This window comes from bacterium, assembly GCA_012517375.1.
In the GTDB taxonomy this organism is placed as follows: domain Bacteria; phylum Hydrothermota; class Tepidihabitantia; order B3-TA06; family B3-TA06; genus JAAYVC01.
In genome coordinates this window covers 1-16,705 of record JAAYVC010000009.1, presented here as the reverse complement: position 1 = coordinate 16,705, position 16,705 = coordinate 1, and the positions used below count along the sequence as shown (strand labels likewise).

The 16,705-nt window shown below is 43.9% G+C and carries 16 protein-coding genes, 3 tRNA genes and 1 pseudogene; 12 read left to right on the top strand and 8 right to left on the bottom strand.

Translation table 11 applies throughout. From position 1 onward, the window contains the following. Window positions 1-5 precede the first annotated feature (5 nt). Window positions 6-1,274: a 3-isopropylmalate dehydratase large subunit gene (locus tag GX441_01130; GenBank protein ID NLI97243.1), complete on the top strand. Its 1,269-nt coding sequence runs from the start codon at window positions 6-8 to the stop codon at window positions 1,272-1,274. 1 nt (window position 1,275) lies between these two features. Further along, window positions 1,276-1,776, top strand: a complete 501-nt coding sequence (locus GX441_01125) for a 3-isopropylmalate dehydratase small subunit (protein NLI97242.1) — start codon at window positions 1,276-1,278, stop codon at window positions 1,774-1,776. Between the two features lie 34 nt (window positions 1,777-1,810). Here the strand turns inward: GX441_01125 and GX441_01120 are convergent. From GX441_01120 to GX441_01095, 6 genes and pseudogenes are all read right to left on the bottom strand, one after another. Then, window positions 1,811-2,184: pseudogene (locus tag GX441_01120) on the bottom strand (GxxExxY protein). A 39-nt stretch (window positions 2,185-2,223) separates the two neighbouring features. Beyond that, entirely contained in the window at window positions 2,224-2,511 is a 288-nt protein-coding gene (locus GX441_01115; protein ID NLI97241.1) for an acylphosphatase, read from the bottom strand. Beyond that, window positions 2,504-2,968, bottom strand: coding sequence for a TIGR00725 family protein (locus GX441_01110; GenBank protein ID NLI97240.1), 465 nt, complete (start codon window positions 2,966-2,968; stop codon window positions 2,504-2,506). Before GX441_01110 ends, GX441_01115 begins: the two co-directional genes overlap by 8 nt. Window position 2,969: 1 nt before the next feature. Continuing rightward, entirely contained in the window at window positions 2,970-3,503 is a 534-nt protein-coding gene (hpt, locus tag GX441_01105; GenBank protein ID NLI97239.1) for a hypoxanthine phosphoribosyltransferase, read from the bottom strand. Window positions 3,504-3,511: 8 nt separating this feature from the next. Further along, window positions 3,512-3,586 (bottom strand) — tRNA-Pro (locus GX441_01100). 117 nt (window positions 3,587-3,703) lie between these two features. Continuing rightward, the gene (locus tag GX441_01095) at window positions 3,704-4,327 is read right to left on the bottom strand and encodes a protein-L-isoaspartate(D-aspartate) O-methyltransferase (protein ID NLI97238.1); all 624 of its coding nucleotides are present in this window, start codon (window positions 4,325-4,327) and stop codon (window positions 3,704-3,706) included. Window positions 4,328-4,412: 85 nt separating this feature from the next. Here GX441_01095 and GX441_01090 point away from each other — a divergent pair. Continuing rightward, a tRNA-Ser gene (locus GX441_01090) sits at window positions 4,413-4,501 on the top strand. Between the two features lie 94 nt (window positions 4,502-4,595). Here the strand turns inward: GX441_01090 and dnaE are convergent. After that, window positions 4,596-8,030: a DNA polymerase III subunit alpha gene (gene dnaE / locus GX441_01085; protein NLI97237.1), complete on the bottom strand. Its 3,435-nt coding sequence runs from the start codon at window positions 8,028-8,030 to the stop codon at window positions 4,596-4,598. Between the two features lie 104 nt (window positions 8,031-8,134). On the opposite strand from dnaE, the gene GX441_01080 reads away from it, so the two are divergent. From GX441_01080 to GX441_01040, 9 genes are all read left to right on the top strand, one after another. Then, a complete protein-coding gene (locus GX441_01080) occupies window positions 8,135-8,599 on the top strand; it encodes a dTDP-4-dehydrorhamnose 3,5-epimerase (protein NLI97236.1) in 465 nt (154 codons plus the stop codon). Next, window positions 8,596-9,624: an NAD-dependent epimerase/dehydratase family protein gene (locus GX441_01075; GenBank protein ID NLI97235.1), complete on the top strand. Its 1,029-nt coding sequence runs from the start codon at window positions 8,596-8,598 to the stop codon at window positions 9,622-9,624. Before GX441_01080 ends, GX441_01075 begins: the two co-directional genes overlap by 4 nt. Continuing rightward, window positions 9,621-10,847: a bifunctional 3,4-dihydroxy-2-butanone-4-phosphate synthase/GTP cyclohydrolase II gene (locus GX441_01070; GenBank protein NLI97234.1), complete on the top strand. Its 1,227-nt coding sequence runs from the start codon at window positions 9,621-9,623 to the stop codon at window positions 10,845-10,847. The genes GX441_01075 and GX441_01070 overlap by 4 nt, the downstream gene beginning before the upstream one ends. After that, a complete protein-coding gene (locus GX441_01065; GenBank protein NLI97233.1) occupies window positions 10,844-11,305 on the top strand; it encodes a 6,7-dimethyl-8-ribityllumazine synthase in 462 nt (153 codons plus the stop codon). The genes GX441_01070 and GX441_01065 overlap by 4 nt, the downstream gene beginning before the upstream one ends. 30 nt (window positions 11,306-11,335) lie before the next feature. Next, complete coding sequence (gene nusB, locus GX441_01060; GenBank protein ID NLI97232.1) at window positions 11,336-11,764, top strand: transcription antitermination factor NusB; 429 nt, start codon at window positions 11,336-11,338, stop codon at window positions 11,762-11,764. A gap of 4 nt (window positions 11,765-11,768) precedes the next feature. Then, window positions 11,769-12,500, top strand: a complete 732-nt coding sequence (locus tag GX441_01055; protein NLI97231.1) for a metallophosphoesterase family protein — start codon at window positions 11,769-11,771, stop codon at window positions 12,498-12,500. Between the two features lie 66 nt (window positions 12,501-12,566). Beyond that, window positions 12,567-14,360 carry a hypothetical protein gene (locus GX441_01050; GenBank protein NLI97230.1) on the top strand — a complete coding sequence of 598 codons (1,794 nt, stop codon included), beginning with the start codon at window positions 12,567-12,569 and terminating at the stop codon, window positions 14,358-14,360. Window positions 14,361-14,369: 9 nt separating this feature from the next. Continuing rightward, window positions 14,370-14,441: transfer RNA gene (locus GX441_01045), tRNA-Glu, on the top strand. A 27-nt stretch (window positions 14,442-14,468) separates the two neighbouring features. After that, entirely contained in the window at window positions 14,469-16,142 is a 1,674-nt protein-coding gene (locus GX441_01040) for an OmpA family protein (GenBank protein ID NLI97229.1), read from the top strand. A gap of 1 nt (window position 16,143) precedes the next feature. Here GX441_01040 and GX441_01035 read toward each other — a convergent pair. Then, window positions 16,144-16,705: DUF2520 domain-containing protein (locus GX441_01035; GenBank protein ID NLI97228.1), on the bottom strand; the 562-nt coding region annotated here is incomplete at its 5' end.

Below are 16,705 nucleotides of genomic sequence, written 5' to 3'. Positions count from 1 at the left end.
TGCCAATGACGAGTCCGCAGACTCTAGCCGAAAAAATCCTTGCAAAAAAGTCAGGGCAGAAGGAAGTTCACGCTGGTCAGATAGTTTCAGGAAAAGTGGATGTTGCCATGTCGCACGAAAACGGTCGCATGGTCAAGCTGTCTTTTGAGAAGATAGGCGTAAAGAAGGTCTGGGATCCTGACAAGATAATGATCATTTTCGATCACCGCGTTCCCGCGGAATCTGAACGCACCGCCGCTGGTCAGAAGGAGCTTCGCGAGTTCGTAAGGGCCCAGGGCATCAAGAACTTCTACGACATCAACATCGGAGTCTGTCACCAGGTGCTTGTAGAAGAAGGCTTTTCACGCCCTGGTATCCTTCTCGTAGGCACCGATTCACACACGACAACGGCAGGCGCCCTTGGGGCTTTTGCAACCGGCATCGGCGCCACAGAGATGGCGGCGGTATGGGCGACCGGCGAACTCTGGCTGCTTGTACCCGAAAGCCTCAAATTCGTAGTGGACGGCAAGCTCCCTAAGGGCGTGTATGCAAAGGACGTGATACTCAACATCATCGCAACGATCGGAGCCGACGGCGCCGACTACAAGGCGATAGAGTTCACAGGTTCCACAATCTCGGCAATGGACATCTCATCCCGCATGGTACTTTCTAATCTAGCGATGGAGGCCGGAGCAAAGGTCGCTTTCGTGGAACCCGACGAGATAACTGAAGAGTGGGTTAAGCCGCGTGCCAGAGGGCACTACGAGATGCTGAAAGCCGATCCTGACGCTACATATCTTTCAGAGAATCACATAGACGCTGCAAAACTAGTGCCTCAGGTAGCTTGTCCCCATGGAGTAGATAATGTTAAGCCCCTCACCGACGTCCAGGGGACCAAGATACATCAAGCCGTAATAGGTTCATGCACTAACGGCAGACTCGATGACCTCCGCGAAGCTGCGAAGATACTCAAGGGCAAGAAGGTTCATAAAGAAGTCCGACTCCTTGTAGTTCCCGCGTCATGGAAAGTCTTCTCAGACGCTCTAAAAGAAGGCATCATAGAAACCCTGGTCGATTCGGGCGCCGTCCTCGTAAATGCCGGATGCGGTCCATGTCTTGGCGCTCATGAGGGTTGTCTTGCTCCAGGCGAGGTCGCAATTGCCTCGACCAATCGCAACTTCCAGGGGCGTATGGGCTCGGCCGAAGCCTTCGTTTACCTTGCATCCCCTGCATCTGTCGCGGCATCGGCTTTGGAAGGTGTGATTACCGACCCGCGCAAATATATGGAGGCATAAGATGGATTCTGTAAAAGGCAAAGCATGGATATTCCCCGACGACGTCAACACCGACGTTATCTATCCAGGTCGCTACATGAAGGTAACGGATGCCGAAGAGACCCCGCAGTACCTCTTTGAAACGGTCTACCCGGATTTTCGTACTAAGGCAAAACCTGGCGATGTCATCGTCGCAGGCAAATACTTCGGTTGCGGTTCCTCCAGGGAGCAGGCGGCCACTGCTATCCGCTACTTCGGTATCGGTTGTGTCGTGGCTGAATCATTCGCACGCATATTCTACAGGAACGCCATCAACCTCGGCTTGCCTATCGCAATAGTACCTGATGTCCGCAAGCATGTCTCAGAAGGCGATGAAATAGAGGTGAATCTGGCAAAAGGCACGCTCAAAAATAAAACAACCGGAAAAGAAATCTCATTCGAACCACTTCCTGCCTTTATTCTGGATCTTCTCGGTCAGGGCGGGCTGATACCGGCTACGAGGAAGAAACTGGGAATTGAATAGGAATTTTATCCGCAGATTACACAGATTGCGCCGATTACTTTTTAGTATGAACGAATCTTTTGTATTCAAGAGAAACAGCACCAAAGTTGATTAACAAGCCTACTTCAAGACCACTTGCCTTGAGATAGTTAATCAATTGGGATTCTTCAACTGTTCCTATTTTGGACAGCGCTTTAAGCTCTACGACAATGGAGTCGTAACAAATAAAATCGGCACGATAGGAAGCGGTGAGTTGTTTCCTTTATAGAATATTGTTAACTCAATTTCTCTTTTGAAGGGGATAGCTCGATTCGTAAGTTCTAGAGCTAAGGCTTCTTGATAAACAGGCTCAAGGGAACCGTGACCAAGTATTTTGTGAACCTCCATTGCCGCGCCAATGATTGTGTATGTTCTTCTATCTTCTTCCATTAATCTGTGAAATCTGTGTAATCTGCGGATAATTCCACTTCACCATTCCTCGTAGGCGACGCGGAAGCCCTCGAACTCGAATGTAGGCTTTTCCCACTCCACGTCTACCTTCGTAACCCTTGCCGATGGCGGCCCAATCCTTAACTCATCGAGAAATGCTTTAAGCGAATCCTCCTTCCCCTCCGCGATTGTTTCTACCTTATCGCTTCCGACGTTTCGGACCCATCCCGTTAAATTAAGTCTTTCAGCCAGTCGGATTGTGAAGTAGCGGAAGCTAACGCCCTGCACGAGCCCTTGAATAACAACATGAAGTCTTGCATCACTCACTTAAAATCTCCTTGATCCTTAGTACTGCTTGTTCAGGTCCACCTACCTCTTCCACACCGGGTATATTCCATGTTTCGATCCCTAATACGCGCTTCTTTCGGGCAAGAGCAAGTGCAATCTCAGAAAGGGTTCCATATTTGCCGTCAACAGCAACCAGGGCATCTGAAGTTTGAACTATTATTACGTTGCGAGCCTCGGCCATTCCGGTTTTTATCACATGTGTAAGATAAGGGTTAGCCTTTGCCTCGTTTGATTCAGGGAGAATCCCGATAGTTACACCACCCACCTCATATGCGCCTTTGCAAGCGGCTTCCATAACTCCGCCGTGACCGCCGCAAATCACCGTCCATCCTTCTTTGGCAATTAGAACCCCCAATTCTTCGGCAATAAAAGAAATCTTAGGTGAGCAAAACCTTGCACCTATGACGCCTATTTGAAAACTTCGGCTCACAGGCATATCATTTTTCGAACTCGAGTACGCCGACATAGGGAAGATGCCTGAAACGGTCATCCCAGTCGAGTCCATAGCCGACAATAAACTTGTTAGGTACCGAAAACCCAAGATAATCAATATGTACCTCGACTTCCCTTCGCTGAGGCTTATCAAGCAAGGAACATACGGCAAGAGATGCAGGTTCTCTATCCTTCAGCAGATTGATAAGTTTTGACAGAGAATATCCAGTATCCACGATATCTTCGACAAGTATGACATGCCGTGCTTTGATTCCTGACTGTATATCTTTAAGAACTTGCACGTCCTTTGAAGAAGTGGTTCCAGAACCATAGCTTGAAAGCTGAACAAAGTCGGCGTGGTGAGGAATCGTCATAGCTCTTGACAGATCAGCCAGAAATACCCATGCACCCCGAAGTATTCCTATCATGATTGGGTTTTTGCCCGCGTAGTCCTCCGAAATCTCAGCCGCCAGTTCAGAAACTCTTTCGGCAATTCTCTCCGCGCTCAAAAGCGGGATTATCCTAGGCTTTTGTTCCATTATGAAAATCGGGGCGAGTGGATTTGAACCACCGACTTCTTGGTCCCGAACCAAGCGCGCTATCCGGGCTGCGCTACGCCCCGCAGATTTAGATTATACAAGAGCTTAGGGTTATGTCAACAATAAATTACAACAGAAATGAGTATTCCTTAAGTATTTAAGAAAAGATCCTACATAGAGTTAATCCAATATCAGTTTTTTTATTTTGTATGACCAGGAAGAAGAGGGACGAAATTACAGTCCGCAAGTTCCCGAATGCGTACTCCATGAGAACTTTTAATAATGAGATTTATTTTACCTTTTAATGGAATAACTATTCTTCCGCCGATCTTTAGTTGATCTATAAGTGCATTAGGTATTTCGCTTGCACCTGCGCTGACGATTATTGCATCGTAAGGAGCATGTTCTGACCAGCCCAGCATTCCATCGCCTGCTCTAAGATGTGCAACCCCGCAGTTTGCCGCAACTAGTTTCTTCTCAACTTCTTTGACAAGTTCGAGATTTCGTTCAATCGAAAAAATTTCTTTTCCTAGTTTCGTTAATAGAGCTGTCTGGAAACCAGATCCAGTACCGATTTCCAGAACTTTATCGGTTTGGATTATGTTAATATTTTGCAGCATAAAAGCCATTGTGGAGGGAGCAGATATGGTTTGACCTTTACCGATTGGAAGAGATAAGTCAAGGTAGGCTTTGTGTTCGAACTCTTTTGGGACAAAAAGGTGACGCGGTACTTTGCTGAAAGCCTCAAGCACTTTTTGGTTATCTATTCCTTTCGATATCAGAATCTCCTGGAGTTTTCTTGCCTGAATGCTGAAATCCGACACACGCTATTATATAATAAATGGCGTTTCAGGTCAAATAGATTGCAGAGTTGACCTTGAGTACAATCTCGATATACTTAACATAAATGGAGAGGTGTCCGAGCGGCCGAAGGAGCACGACTGGAAATCGTGTACCCCGGGAAACCGGGGTCGCGGGTTCAAATCCCGCCCTCTCCGTTTAGTACTCGATTTTGTTTTTGTTAAATTGGTTTTTCTGAATGCAATAAATCTTTTTTTGAAGACATTCCCTCGCAAGCGGCAAAAGTTTTCTTTACAATGTCCCGTGGAGTTTAACCTTGCGGACCCCAGGCTTGCGCCGAAGATTTTCAATAAGTTCTGGGGATGGAGAAACTTTTGAGTCTCGGCATAATACCTTTGTTTTTTCCCCTGTTTTGTCGGTATAAACGTTGAGATAAACCGAACAGCGGCCAGGAAATTCAGAAAGAAGAGATTTAATGACAATCAAGTCTTCCCTTGTTGTTTTTTCATCAAGATCAACTATTACTGATTTTATTCTTGCTCTTGCGCCTGAAAACGGTATTATCTCTTCGCTAAATAATTTAGGTCTTGCATCGTCTTCTGATGCGGATGCTCTGCCTTTGAAGATGATAGGCTCGTCCGTTCTTAATATATCGCGGTGTTGTTCATAAAGACGTGCAAAAACAAAAACATCAATCTCGCCTGTAAAATCTCTTAACGTAATAATTGAGTATTCGTTCCCTTTCTTATCCCTTTTTGCTTTTCTTGCGGAGACTGTTCCTCCAACGGCAAGATTCTTTCCATCTGAATTATCGTCAATTTCTTCAATGGGTGTCAAATCCAAGCCTTCGTAAATATCGCGATATTCCTCCATCGGGTGACCGGACAAATAGAAACCAAAAGCATCCTTTTCATAATTTAAAAAATCTGAAGGCTTGAATTCCTTTGACTTTACAGGTTGTTTTTGTTGCTTTTCAGCCGATTCGCTCGAGAAGAGACCGGCTTGTTTCTCCATAAGCAGACCACGCTTGTCGTTTAATCTTGCCATTTCATCTATCAAATGAGCGAGAAGCAATTCCCTGTTTGGATCCATTGAGTCAAAACAGCCAGCTTTAATTAGATATTCCACGCACTTTCGATTCACCGATCCCTTCGTGCGTTCAAGAAAATCCCTGAAATCTTTAAAGTGTCTTTTTGAGTTTTCGCTTTCAATGAGCTCTGCAGCTCCCTTGCCAACGTTCTTTACGGCTCCTAAGCCAAAACGTATAGAAGTATCTTCAATTTTGAAAGAGTATGAGCTTTTGTTGATGTCTGGTCTTAGAATATTGATTCCATATTGTTTGGCGTCGGTTATAAACTGGGACATCTTTGCTTCTGAATGCCCCATTTCGTTGGTTAAAAGAGAAGTAAAGAACTCAAGAGGAAAGTTAGCTTTTAGGTAAGCGGTCGCATATGATATATGCGCGTAGCCCGCAGAGTGTGATTTGTTGAAGCCGTATCCGGAAAAAGGCTCAATTTGATCGTATATTTCCTGTGTTGTTTTTTTGTCCACCCCATGTTTGAAAGCGCCTTCAAAAAACTGCTCTTTCATCTGAGCCATCAACTCCGGTATTTTTTTACCCATAGCCCTCCTGAGGTGATCGGCCTGGACGTAAGAAAAGCCCGCAATAGCTCTAGCTGTCTGCATTACTTGCTCTTGGTATACGAACATACCATAAGTGCTTGCGAGAACGGGTTCAAGGTTAGGATGCAAATACTTAATTTCGCTTTGACCGTTTTTCCTTCTGCAGAAATCGTCGATGTCAATATTTCCCAAAGGTCCAGGTCTGTAAATGGCTATAACAGCTGAGATATCCTCTATAGAAGTAGGCATTAGCCTTCTGAGTATGTCTCTCATTCCTCTGCTTTCCAACTGAAAAATGCCCGCCGTTTCGGCTCTCTGCAGGAGTTCGAATGTTTTCTTATCATCGAAAGGAATTCTTGCGCAATTCAAAGAACCCCCTCTTTCTTTTACTATTCTTTCACTCATCTTAATTACAGAAAGAGTACGTAATCCAAGTATATCAAGTTTCAATATACCCATGGAATCAATAGCTTTCATGTCGAATTGCGTAGATACTCCGCCATCGGAAGCTCTATAGAGAGGTATAAATTCCGTTAATGGTTCTGGAGTGATTACAACACCTGAAGCATGAATGGAAGCGTGTCTGGATACGCCTTCAAGTTTTTCGGCAATCTTGAATAGTCTTTGGTATCGAATATCGCTCTCGATAAGTTCGGCGAGTTCTTTTTGTGATTTGCGTGCCTGTTCAAGGCTGTCATTCATAGGAATCAACTTAGCGATTTTGTCTACTTCACCTAGCGGAATGTCCATTGCCCGACCAACGTCTCTTATGGCTGCTTTGGCTTTCATAGTGTCAAATGTGATTATGCGCGCAACGTTCTCCTGCCCGTAGCGTTCATGTATATAGTGAATCACTTTCTCTCTTTCATCGTCTGCAAAGTCGATATCAATATCAGGTAATGTTATTCGATCAGGATTCAAAAAACGTTCAAAGATCAACCCGTAATGCAGAGGATCAAGTTCTGTTATACCTAGTGCGTAAAGTACAAGACTGCCAACTGCTGATCCGCGACCTGGCCCGACAGGAATCCCTGTTCGTTTAGCGAAATCCACGATGTCTTTGACGATAAGAAAGTAGCCTGCGAACCCCATTTTTTCAATGACCTTGAGCTCGTGAGCCAGACGTTGTTCATAACTTTTTTCTCCCCATAAATTCTTCTCCCTGCAACCTCTTTCCGCGATGTCCTTCAAATACTGCATACTCGATGAAAACTCTTTAGGAATTGGATATCTTGGTAATTTAAAGTTTCTTCCATCAACGTCAAGAGTGACCATGCATCTTTCAGCAATTTTCTGAGTATTTTCAAGAGCTTCAGGAATATCTTTGAAAAGAAGAGACATCTCATCTGCAGACTTAAAATACATTTCACTTGATTCGAACCTCATTCTTTCGGTGTCAGCTACTTTTTTCCCTGTTTGAATTGCAAGAAGAACGTCATGAGCTTCAGCGTCTTCGCGGTTAAGAAAGTGACAATCGTTGGTTGCCACAAGGTTCGCTTTCTCCTCTTTTGCAAGTGATACCGCACGGGAAATCATATCATGTGTTTCAGGCATTCCAAGATTCTGAATTTCTATGAAAAAGTTGTCCCTGCCGAAAAGATCAAGAAAAAAACCGAGAGCTTTTCTTGCGCCTTCAATATCGCCTCTTATTAAACATGAAGAAATCTCACCGGACCAGCAACCTGAAAGAGCAATAAGACCTTCGTTGTGTTCTGCAAGGATGGTTTTGTCGATTCTGGGTCTGTAGTAAAAACCCTCAAGATAAGCTGCAGATGAAAGCTTCACGAGATTCTTGTATCCAATATTCGAAGATGCAATGAGCGTTAGATGATGAGAAGTTTCCCCTGAAGCGGGAGTATCACCCTTTTCCGTAAGCTTTCCTGAAGCTACGTAGGTTTCAAGACCAATTATCGGTTTTATTCCCTTTTTTTGCATTGCCTTGTAGAATGGAACAACTCCAAATAGATTGCCATGATCGGTAATCGCGACTGCCGGCATTTTGAATCTGTGGGCTTGGTCAGCAAGTTTGTCAACCTTAATTGAACCATCAAGCAGACTATATTCTGTGTGCAGGTGCAAGTGCACGAAATCTCTTTGAGGCATTACTGATGTTAACGGTTACATTCGCAATGTCAAGAAATATTACACAAATAAAATTAAGATAATCATAGGTTGACTTTAGCGGGAAACAAGTCTAAACTTCACCCATGAAATCAAGTATTGAAGGTGTTCAGATCAAGGCACTTAAGGTAATTCCTGATGAACGTGGCTGGCTTATGGAGATATTGAGATCGGATGACTTTTTTTTCGAAAAGTTTGGCCAGGCTTACCTTTCTGTTGTTTATCCTGATGCGATTAAGGGTTGGCATTATCATCATATTCAAAGAGATAATTTGTGTGTCATTAGAGGCATGGCTAAACTCGTAATGTACGATTCAAGACCAGAATCTTCAACAAAAGGTAATCTGATGGAGTTATTTGTTGGAGACAGGAATGCGTTGCTCGTATCTATTCCTCCGGGTGTAGCGCATGGCATGAAAGGGATAGGAACTGAACCTGCCTTTTTTATCAATATACCTACGGAGCTGTATAATTATGATGAGCCTGATGAGTTCCGAATTAATCCCCACTCCGGGGAGATTCCTTATGACTGGTCGAAGAGGGATGGATGAAAAAAAGGAGTATACTCATTACTGGTGGCGCTGGATTCGTTGGTTCGCATCTCGTTGAATCCCTTATTGAAAAGGGCGAAACTAATGTCACGGTCGTTGATAAGCTCATCTATCCCGGGCGTCTGGATACTCTTCCTAACTCGATACGCAAAGATCCAGGTTTTCGTTTCGTTAGAGGTGATGCAGGTTCGAAAAGACTAGTTTCACCTTTGCTTAAAGAGGTTGATTCAGTCGTCCATCTTGCCGCAGAGACGCATGTTGACCGTTCGATACTTGAGATTGAATCATTTGTACAGAACGATTTTGTGTCAACGGCTCATCTCTACGAAGCTCTGTCGCGTTCCAAAGTCCAGCGGATTATTCAAATATCAACCAGTGAGGTTTACGGATCTGCTCAAAAAACACCCATGGATGAACATCATCCTCTTGCTCCGCAATCACCTTATGCGGCTACAAAAGCAGCTGCGGATCGTCTTGCATATTCGTTCTTCAGAACGTATAGGCTGCCTGTAGTAATTCTAAGGCTTTTTAACATGTACGGTCCTCGCCAACACCCGGAAAAACTGATTCCTTTTTTTACAACAAATGCAATTCTTGGGCTTCCTTTGTACGTATACGGCGACGGAGAAGCAGAACGGGACTGGTTGTGGGTCAAAGACGGTGTAGCCCTTATTGAAGCAGGGCTTCAGATGGAAAATTATGCTTCTATTATAGGCAAAGAGATAAACGGGGGAACAGGCAGGAGCTTTTCCATCAACTGGATAGGTGAGAAAATTCTTGAGCGGCTTAAAAAACCTAAAAGATTACTCAAGACCCACAACGATAGACCAGGTCATGTCGTTAAGTTGATAGCATCGTCTGAAAGAGCTAAGAATATACTTGGTTGGTCTGCCGAAAAGAGATTTGAAGAAGGGCTATCTGAAACAATAGACTGGTACAAAAACAATCCCGGATTCTGGAAAGTGCGAAGGAATGATGGAAGATTTAAAGAATATACAAAATCATGGTACGGCAAGGAACTATGAAGAAGTTTGCAGGCATTGAAGAAGCAATCCAGAGTATCCGTAAGGGTAAGGTAGTTATAGTCGTTGATGATGAAGACAGGGAGAATGAAGGTGATTTTATTGCAGCCGCCGAGAAGGCGACTCCTGAAATGATAAACTTCATAGTAAAACACGGAAGAGGTCTTCTGTGTTCGCCAATTACTGAAGAGAGAGCAACTGAGCTTGAATTGCCTCCTATGGTTGATGAGAATACCGAGAAGCATGGAACTGCCTTTACTGTTTCAGTTGACTATAAACACGGTACAACCACAGGAATTTCGGCATTTGATAGAGCTAAAACAATAAGATCGCTAGTCGATCCTTCTACACGTCCTTCGGATCTTGCTCGACCAGGTCACATATTCCCTTTAGTTGCAAAAAAAGGGGGTGTATTGAGAAGAGTAGGCCATACAGAAGCAACGGTTGATCTTGCACGGCTTGCTGGTTTGAAACCGGCAGGGCTTCTGTGCGAGATAATGGATTCTGATGGTTCAATGGCAAGATTACCGAAACTTTTCGAGATTGCTGACGAGTTTGAACTGGATATCATCACAATCAAAGATCTTATAGCATATCGTCAGCGAAGCGAAAAACTTGTCAGGCGTCTTTTTTCGACACCTTTGCCCACAAGTTTTGGTGATTTCAAACTGATTATTTTCGAAACGGTGATAGAAGGCGAACATCACATAGCGCTTGTAAAAGGCGAAGTTGAAGGAAAGGAAAATGTTCTTGTTCGTGTTCACTCTCAGTGCTTGACCGGCGACGTCTTCGGATCAGGCAGGTGTGATTGCGGAGAACAGTTGCATGAGGCGATGAAACGAATAGAATCAGAGGGACTAGGCGTGCTTGTGTACATGCGTCAGGAGGGTAGGGGGATAGGACTTCTAAATAAACTCGTATGCTACAGATTACAGGATCAAGGTCTTGATACGGTTGAGGCAAATCTAGCGATAGGCTTTCCGTCGGATTCGCGTGATTACGGAATAGGAGCTCAGATACTTGCCGACCTTGGCCTTACTAGCATACGTCTTATGACGAACAACCCTGCAAAGAGAATTGGTCTTGAAGGATATGGATTGAAAGTAGTAGAACGTGTTCCTGTTCAGATAAAGCCCCATGAACACAATCGATTTTACCTAGAAGTAAAGAGAGATAAAATGGGGCATATTTTGGATTTTTCAAACAAAGAGGAGGAATCCGAATGAAGGTTATAGAACAAAAAGGCAGTCTTGATGCTAAGGGTTTAAACTTCGGTATAGTAGTCTCGAGGTTTAACGAGCGTATAACTAAAATACTCCTTGAAGGTGCATTGGATTGTCTATCAAGGCACAAAGCCGAAACTGTACAAATTCGCTATGTTCCAGGAACCTTTGAGATACCGCACACTGCAAAAATTATGGCAAAGGAAAAAACGATAGATGCAGTGGTATGTCTCGGAGCGGTAATCCGCGGAGAAACGCCGCATTTCGAGTTCGTGGCCTCGCAAGCGGCAAAAGGTATATCCGTTTTGGGTCTGGAACTTGAAATACCCGTGATATATGGAATTGTCACTGCGGATTCAACCGAGCAGGCAATAGAAAGAGCTGGTGTAAAACAAGGCAACAGAGGCTGGGATGCCGCTCTTGCGGCAATCGAGATGGCCAACCTTGCCCGTGGCGCCTAAAAAAGTTCAATTTATTCCTTAAAGGTTTAGGTGAAAATAGAAACCAAGAAGGGGGCAAGAACCAGAGCCCGGATAGCCGCTGTAGAAATACTTTACAGAACTGATTTAATGAATGAGGAATTTTCTATTATTACACAAGAGGTTGTAAATCGACGCAAATTAAGAGGAAAGGCGGTTCAATATCTTAAGTCGCTTGTTTCAATGATTTGCAACAACATGACTGCTATTGATTCAGCATTGAGTAGATCTTTAACGGATTGGCGCTTTGACAGGCTATCATATGTGGATAGAGCAATACTGAGAATTGCAGCGTGCGAAATCCTTTTTATTTCTGAGATTCCCCCAAAGGTTTCGATAGATGAAGCGGTAGAACTGGCTAGATTCTATGGAACGGATGGCTCGGCACGATTTGTTAACGGCGTTCTCGACTCTTTGTATAAGCGCGAAGTCACAATCTGAGCAGATGAAGATAGCCGTTTTATCAGATCTCCATTCAAACGCTGACGCACTTAGAAAAGTGATAGAAGACGCAAAAAAATGGGGTGCTGAAAAATATTATATTTGCGGCGACATAGTAGGTTATGGAGCTGAACCAGATGAATGCATAACGATAATAAGAGAATTAAGAGCGGATGCCGTCGCAGGTAACCATGATTGGGGGGTTCTTGAACGTACATCCATTGAATATTTTAACGGTGATGCACAATCGGCGATACTCTGGACAAAAAATAAAATAAAAAGCGCTTCAAGGATATATTTGGATTCTTTGCCTTTAATTCTAAAATCGAACGAATTATGTATATCGCATGCGAATTTTAAGAAGCCTGATGGTTGGGAATATATTTTAACCCTATCTCAGGCTGCCGGTCAATGGGCAAGTCTATCATCATCGCTTGGGATTATTGGACATTCGCACCAGCCGTTTATTGTCAAATACAGCAAAGAAGATGGAAAGACTGATCTTGTCGAATCGAAAGAAGCTTTCTGGGATGGTAATACTTCATTGTTAATAAATGCTGGAAGTGTGGGGCAGCCAAGAGATGGGAATCCTCGAGCTTGTTACTTGAGAGTAAATACAAAAGAAAAGAGCGTTCGTCTTATTAGAGTGGAGTACGATATAGCTTCTGCGCAATCCAAGATCATTAATGCAGGATTACCGGAATCTTTAGGCAGGCGGCTTTCATACGGCAGATAGTTGACTTTCTCAGGGATTCTGATAGAATTCACAACATGTACACTGTTGAATTTGGAGGAATAACGAATGATAATTAACCTTCGTAAGAGAGCAACGATCATTATGTTTGTCGTCCTATTGGCATTTGTAGCGTCTATTATTTTCGTTTGGGGTATGGATATTACTGGCCGCAGCGCTAGCATTTCGAGGAGGAAGGGATCTGACAGTACTTTAGCCGTTGTGGGTAAGGAAAAAATAAAAGTCGTTGATTATCAGAATGCAATTTACGAGCTAATTAATGCATCCGGTTTGGATGTCAATCTTAATCAGCTGACGAAACAAGAAAGGGCAAAGTTATACAGCCAGGCCTGGGAAGAAGTTGTAAAAAAAGCAAGATGGACCGAGATACTTAAAAAGGAAAAAGTTGTTGTAGGCGACGATGAAGCTTCCGAGATTTTGAAGGTCGTTCCGCCTCAGTGGATATCAAACGACACATCATTTTATGTCAACGGCCAGTTCAATTACGAACGTTACTGGCAGGTGCTTAGCGCACCTAATTTGCCCCAGCAATATAGGCAGGCTTTTGAATACCATAAATCATTGCTTGCGAGAAACCGTCAGGAAGAAATAGTTCGCAACGATGTAATGAATGGTTTCAGGTTGACCGTAGCTCAAGTTGTAGACGCCCAATCCAAGGCCGGAACTAAGATGGTTCTTGAGGCATTATTCGTTTACGAACTGCCGCCGGTTGATTCTACGGTAACGGAAGAACAGATACAGACATATTATAAGGAAAACATCAAGAGTTTTGAACGAGACAAATGGTGGATTCTAAGAACCTTGATGTTTCCGGTATTGCCTTCACCAGATGACAGTATGAATATTAAACTAAGAGCCGAAGATGCGGAAGCTGCTATCAGAGCTGGCGCAGATTTCGAGCAGGTCGCGATTGATTTCACTGGAGATTCTTCTATTTTTGTTGAGCGCCCTGTTTCAACCCTGGATGCCGCGGAATTCGAGGAGCTCAGTAAACTCTCGGCTGGTCAAATCGGATCGTTATATTACGACAGAGGAGCATGGCATATACCTAAATTTATCGAGAAATCCAAGGATACGCTCAAATACAGGGAGATTTTCCTTGCGATAGAAGCGGGCGATTCAACCCGCAGAAATGTGATGGAAAAGATAGAAGATTTTAGGAAAACCGCGAGGAAAGCTAAGAACTTGGATTCCTTGATAGCTCAATACCAGCTTGTATCTCGTCAGGGTCCTTATGTTCTTGAGGATAGAGATGTCTTTGTCCCATACTTTCCTTATAACGAGGCTGTCAAAACGTATGCTCTGTCATCCAGAAAGGGCGACATAAGCGAGCCTTTCCCAGAGACGAACGGCATATACTATCTCTTTGCAACAGTAGATATCACGGAAAAAGTCCTTATTCCTCTTGATAGTAATCGCGATTTCATCAAGAAGGTAGTTATCAGGGAAAAAGCAAAAGAGGCTCAAAAAGTGTACGCGTACAAATTAAGACAATCCGTTGCAAGCGGTAAGCCTTTTTCTTCTTTCATCGGGGTTCCGCATGTAAGCATTGATACTTTGAAGTTCAGTTCTTACTTTGAAGCGGAAACAAGATATGGTCCAAGAATGGCAGGCGCGTGTTATGCTCTTGAACCAGGTCAAATGACCGGGCCCGTTAAATGCGATATAGGCTACGGGTACTTCCGCTGTCTTGAACGCAGTCCCAATGATGAGGCAGAGCTAATCCAGCAGGCTCTTGAAAATGAGCACAACGATCTACTGGATGATTTAAGCAAGGACTTGTTTACAAAACCGGAGATAAAGGATTTCAGAAGCGCATTGAATTACTTCGGAGGGGAATAAAAAAATCTAGGCCCTATCGTCTAGTGGTAAGGACATCACTCTTTCAAGGTGAAGACACGGGTTCGACTCCCGTTGGGGCTATAAAAACCTTCGGCGAGGAGGTACGTGATGAAAAAAACAAGTTTGAGTTTATGGGCAATCTTAAGCTTTGCCTTAAGCGTCACTAGCGGTTTTGCCAGCCCGAATCGATGGGCACAGAATGGCTTTCTGGATGTTTTCTATTCTTACCCTCAGAAACAGGGATTACTTTCAATATCAGTTCTTCATCTAGGCGGCGGATATTCGAATGATGTTTACGGACACGTTTATTCGTCTATAGGTTTTGCTCCTCTTTCTTTCTTGGAGTTTTCTGCCGCAGTCCACGGAGATGGTTACCGAACTGACGACAATAATTACCTCATTGGTCCGATTAAGATATCCCCGGCATTAAAGATTGGATACCCTTTCTATCTGGGCGCAAATAAACGTTTTTTTATCTCACCAGGACTGCTTGCGCTAGGTGATTTTTCCACATCAAGCTTCTGGAACGGTGATTCGACAACACAACCACCTACTACTTCCGCTTTTGACGGCAGATTGATATTCGGTCTGGGTATTGAACCGGTAAATTTCAATATCAATGCAGGCTACGGTATATCCTTCGATTCTCTTGGTTCAGGTTCCACTCTACCTTACGGAATATCCATAGAGGTATCCCCTCTTAAATTCCTTTCTTTTGGATGCGAGGTGTCGAATCGCGCTTCGATGGATTCATTTTTTTCGATTTCCAACATGACCTTAGTGCCTTTAATACGAATGAAAACAGCTCCTGCAGGCGGAGTGACGTTCGACCTGTCGGCGCCGATAGGTATTGGCAACTCTGTTCCACCGTGGAAGATTGAAATAGGCGTTTCAGTCGGATTCGATTTGATGAAACCGCCAAAACCTCCCATGGCGACTCTTGCAGGAAAAGTCATAAGCGAGGAGACAGGAGAGGGTCTTTCCGCAAAGATAAGCTTTCCTGGCAGCGAGATTCAAACCGTCTATGCCGATTCACTGACGGGAATATTCACGCTGGGACTCTCCCCCGGGGCATATAGAGTGCGCGCCGAGGCCGAAGGATACAAATGGATTGAACAGGGAATTATTCTCCAAGACAAGGAAGCTAAACTCCTTGATTTCGCCCTCGTTAAAATAAAGGAGCCACGGGCTCAATTATCGGGAATTGTCAGAGACAATAAATCTGCCGAAGCAATTGAGGGTGTGCTTGTTTCATTCGGTGATTCCTCAATCCCTGAGGTCAGAACGGACGTTTTGGGAATTTTCAAAGTAACTCTTCCGCCAGGTAGCTACTCGTTAACATTTTCTAAAGAAGGTTATGCATCTGAAAATGTTGGGCTTACTCTTCAGGATGGAGATGTTAGAGAACTCAATGTCGGTTTAGGTCTTCCAAAACCTCGGGAATTGCCTGAGTTTCAAAATATCTTCTTCAGACCTGGTAGTGCAGAGATATTGGAAGATAGTTACCCTGCTTTGGAAGAAGTAGCGGTTTTTTTGAAGGAATACCCGGATGTCCGTATTGAGATTCAAGGACATACTGACAGCATAGGGGATGAACAGACGAACCTTGAGATTTCACAGAAGCGTGCGGATGCAGTTCGAGATTGGCTTATCAATCAAGGCATTGATTCAACACGTTTAATGTCCCGGGGGTATGGAGAAACGAGGCCTATAGGTGACAATAGGACCCGTAAAGGTCAGGAAGAAAACCGCAGGATTGAGTTTGTTATAGTATCAGAATAGATTAAGAATCAAGGATTTTTCGAACTTCAAAGGCTTTCTCGATGGGAAGGCCTTTCTCTTTTGCGACATCGATTAATATCTTAGATAATAACTTGTAAATAATTTCCTCGTCAGAACCCTTAATGGAAGCAAGATTCATCTTGATGGTTTCAATATCTCCTCTTAGTAAAGGTCCGGATAATGCTTTATCGAAAGAGGTCTGTTCTGATGCAGTAGTAATGGTTTCAAATGCGAATCGCAACACAATCTCCCTGGATTGTTTTTCCTCCAGACCTGCTCGAAGCCCCAATCCTTCTGCGCATTTAAGCAGACCTATCAAGAGATTTGAAGCCATAACACAGGACGTGTGGTACAAAGGTTTGTTTTCCCTACACAAAGGGAAGGTTTTTCCACCGATGCGTTTTATTAAAGGCTCAAAAATTGCCACGGCTTTAGGATTTCCCTCAAGTGCGAAGGAAACATCCTTAAAGACATCATCCTCTAACCTTGGATATGGAAAAACCTGGGCTGGATGAGCTGAAAGCCTGAACTCGGCTGAATCAAATACTTCAGAGGATAGCGAG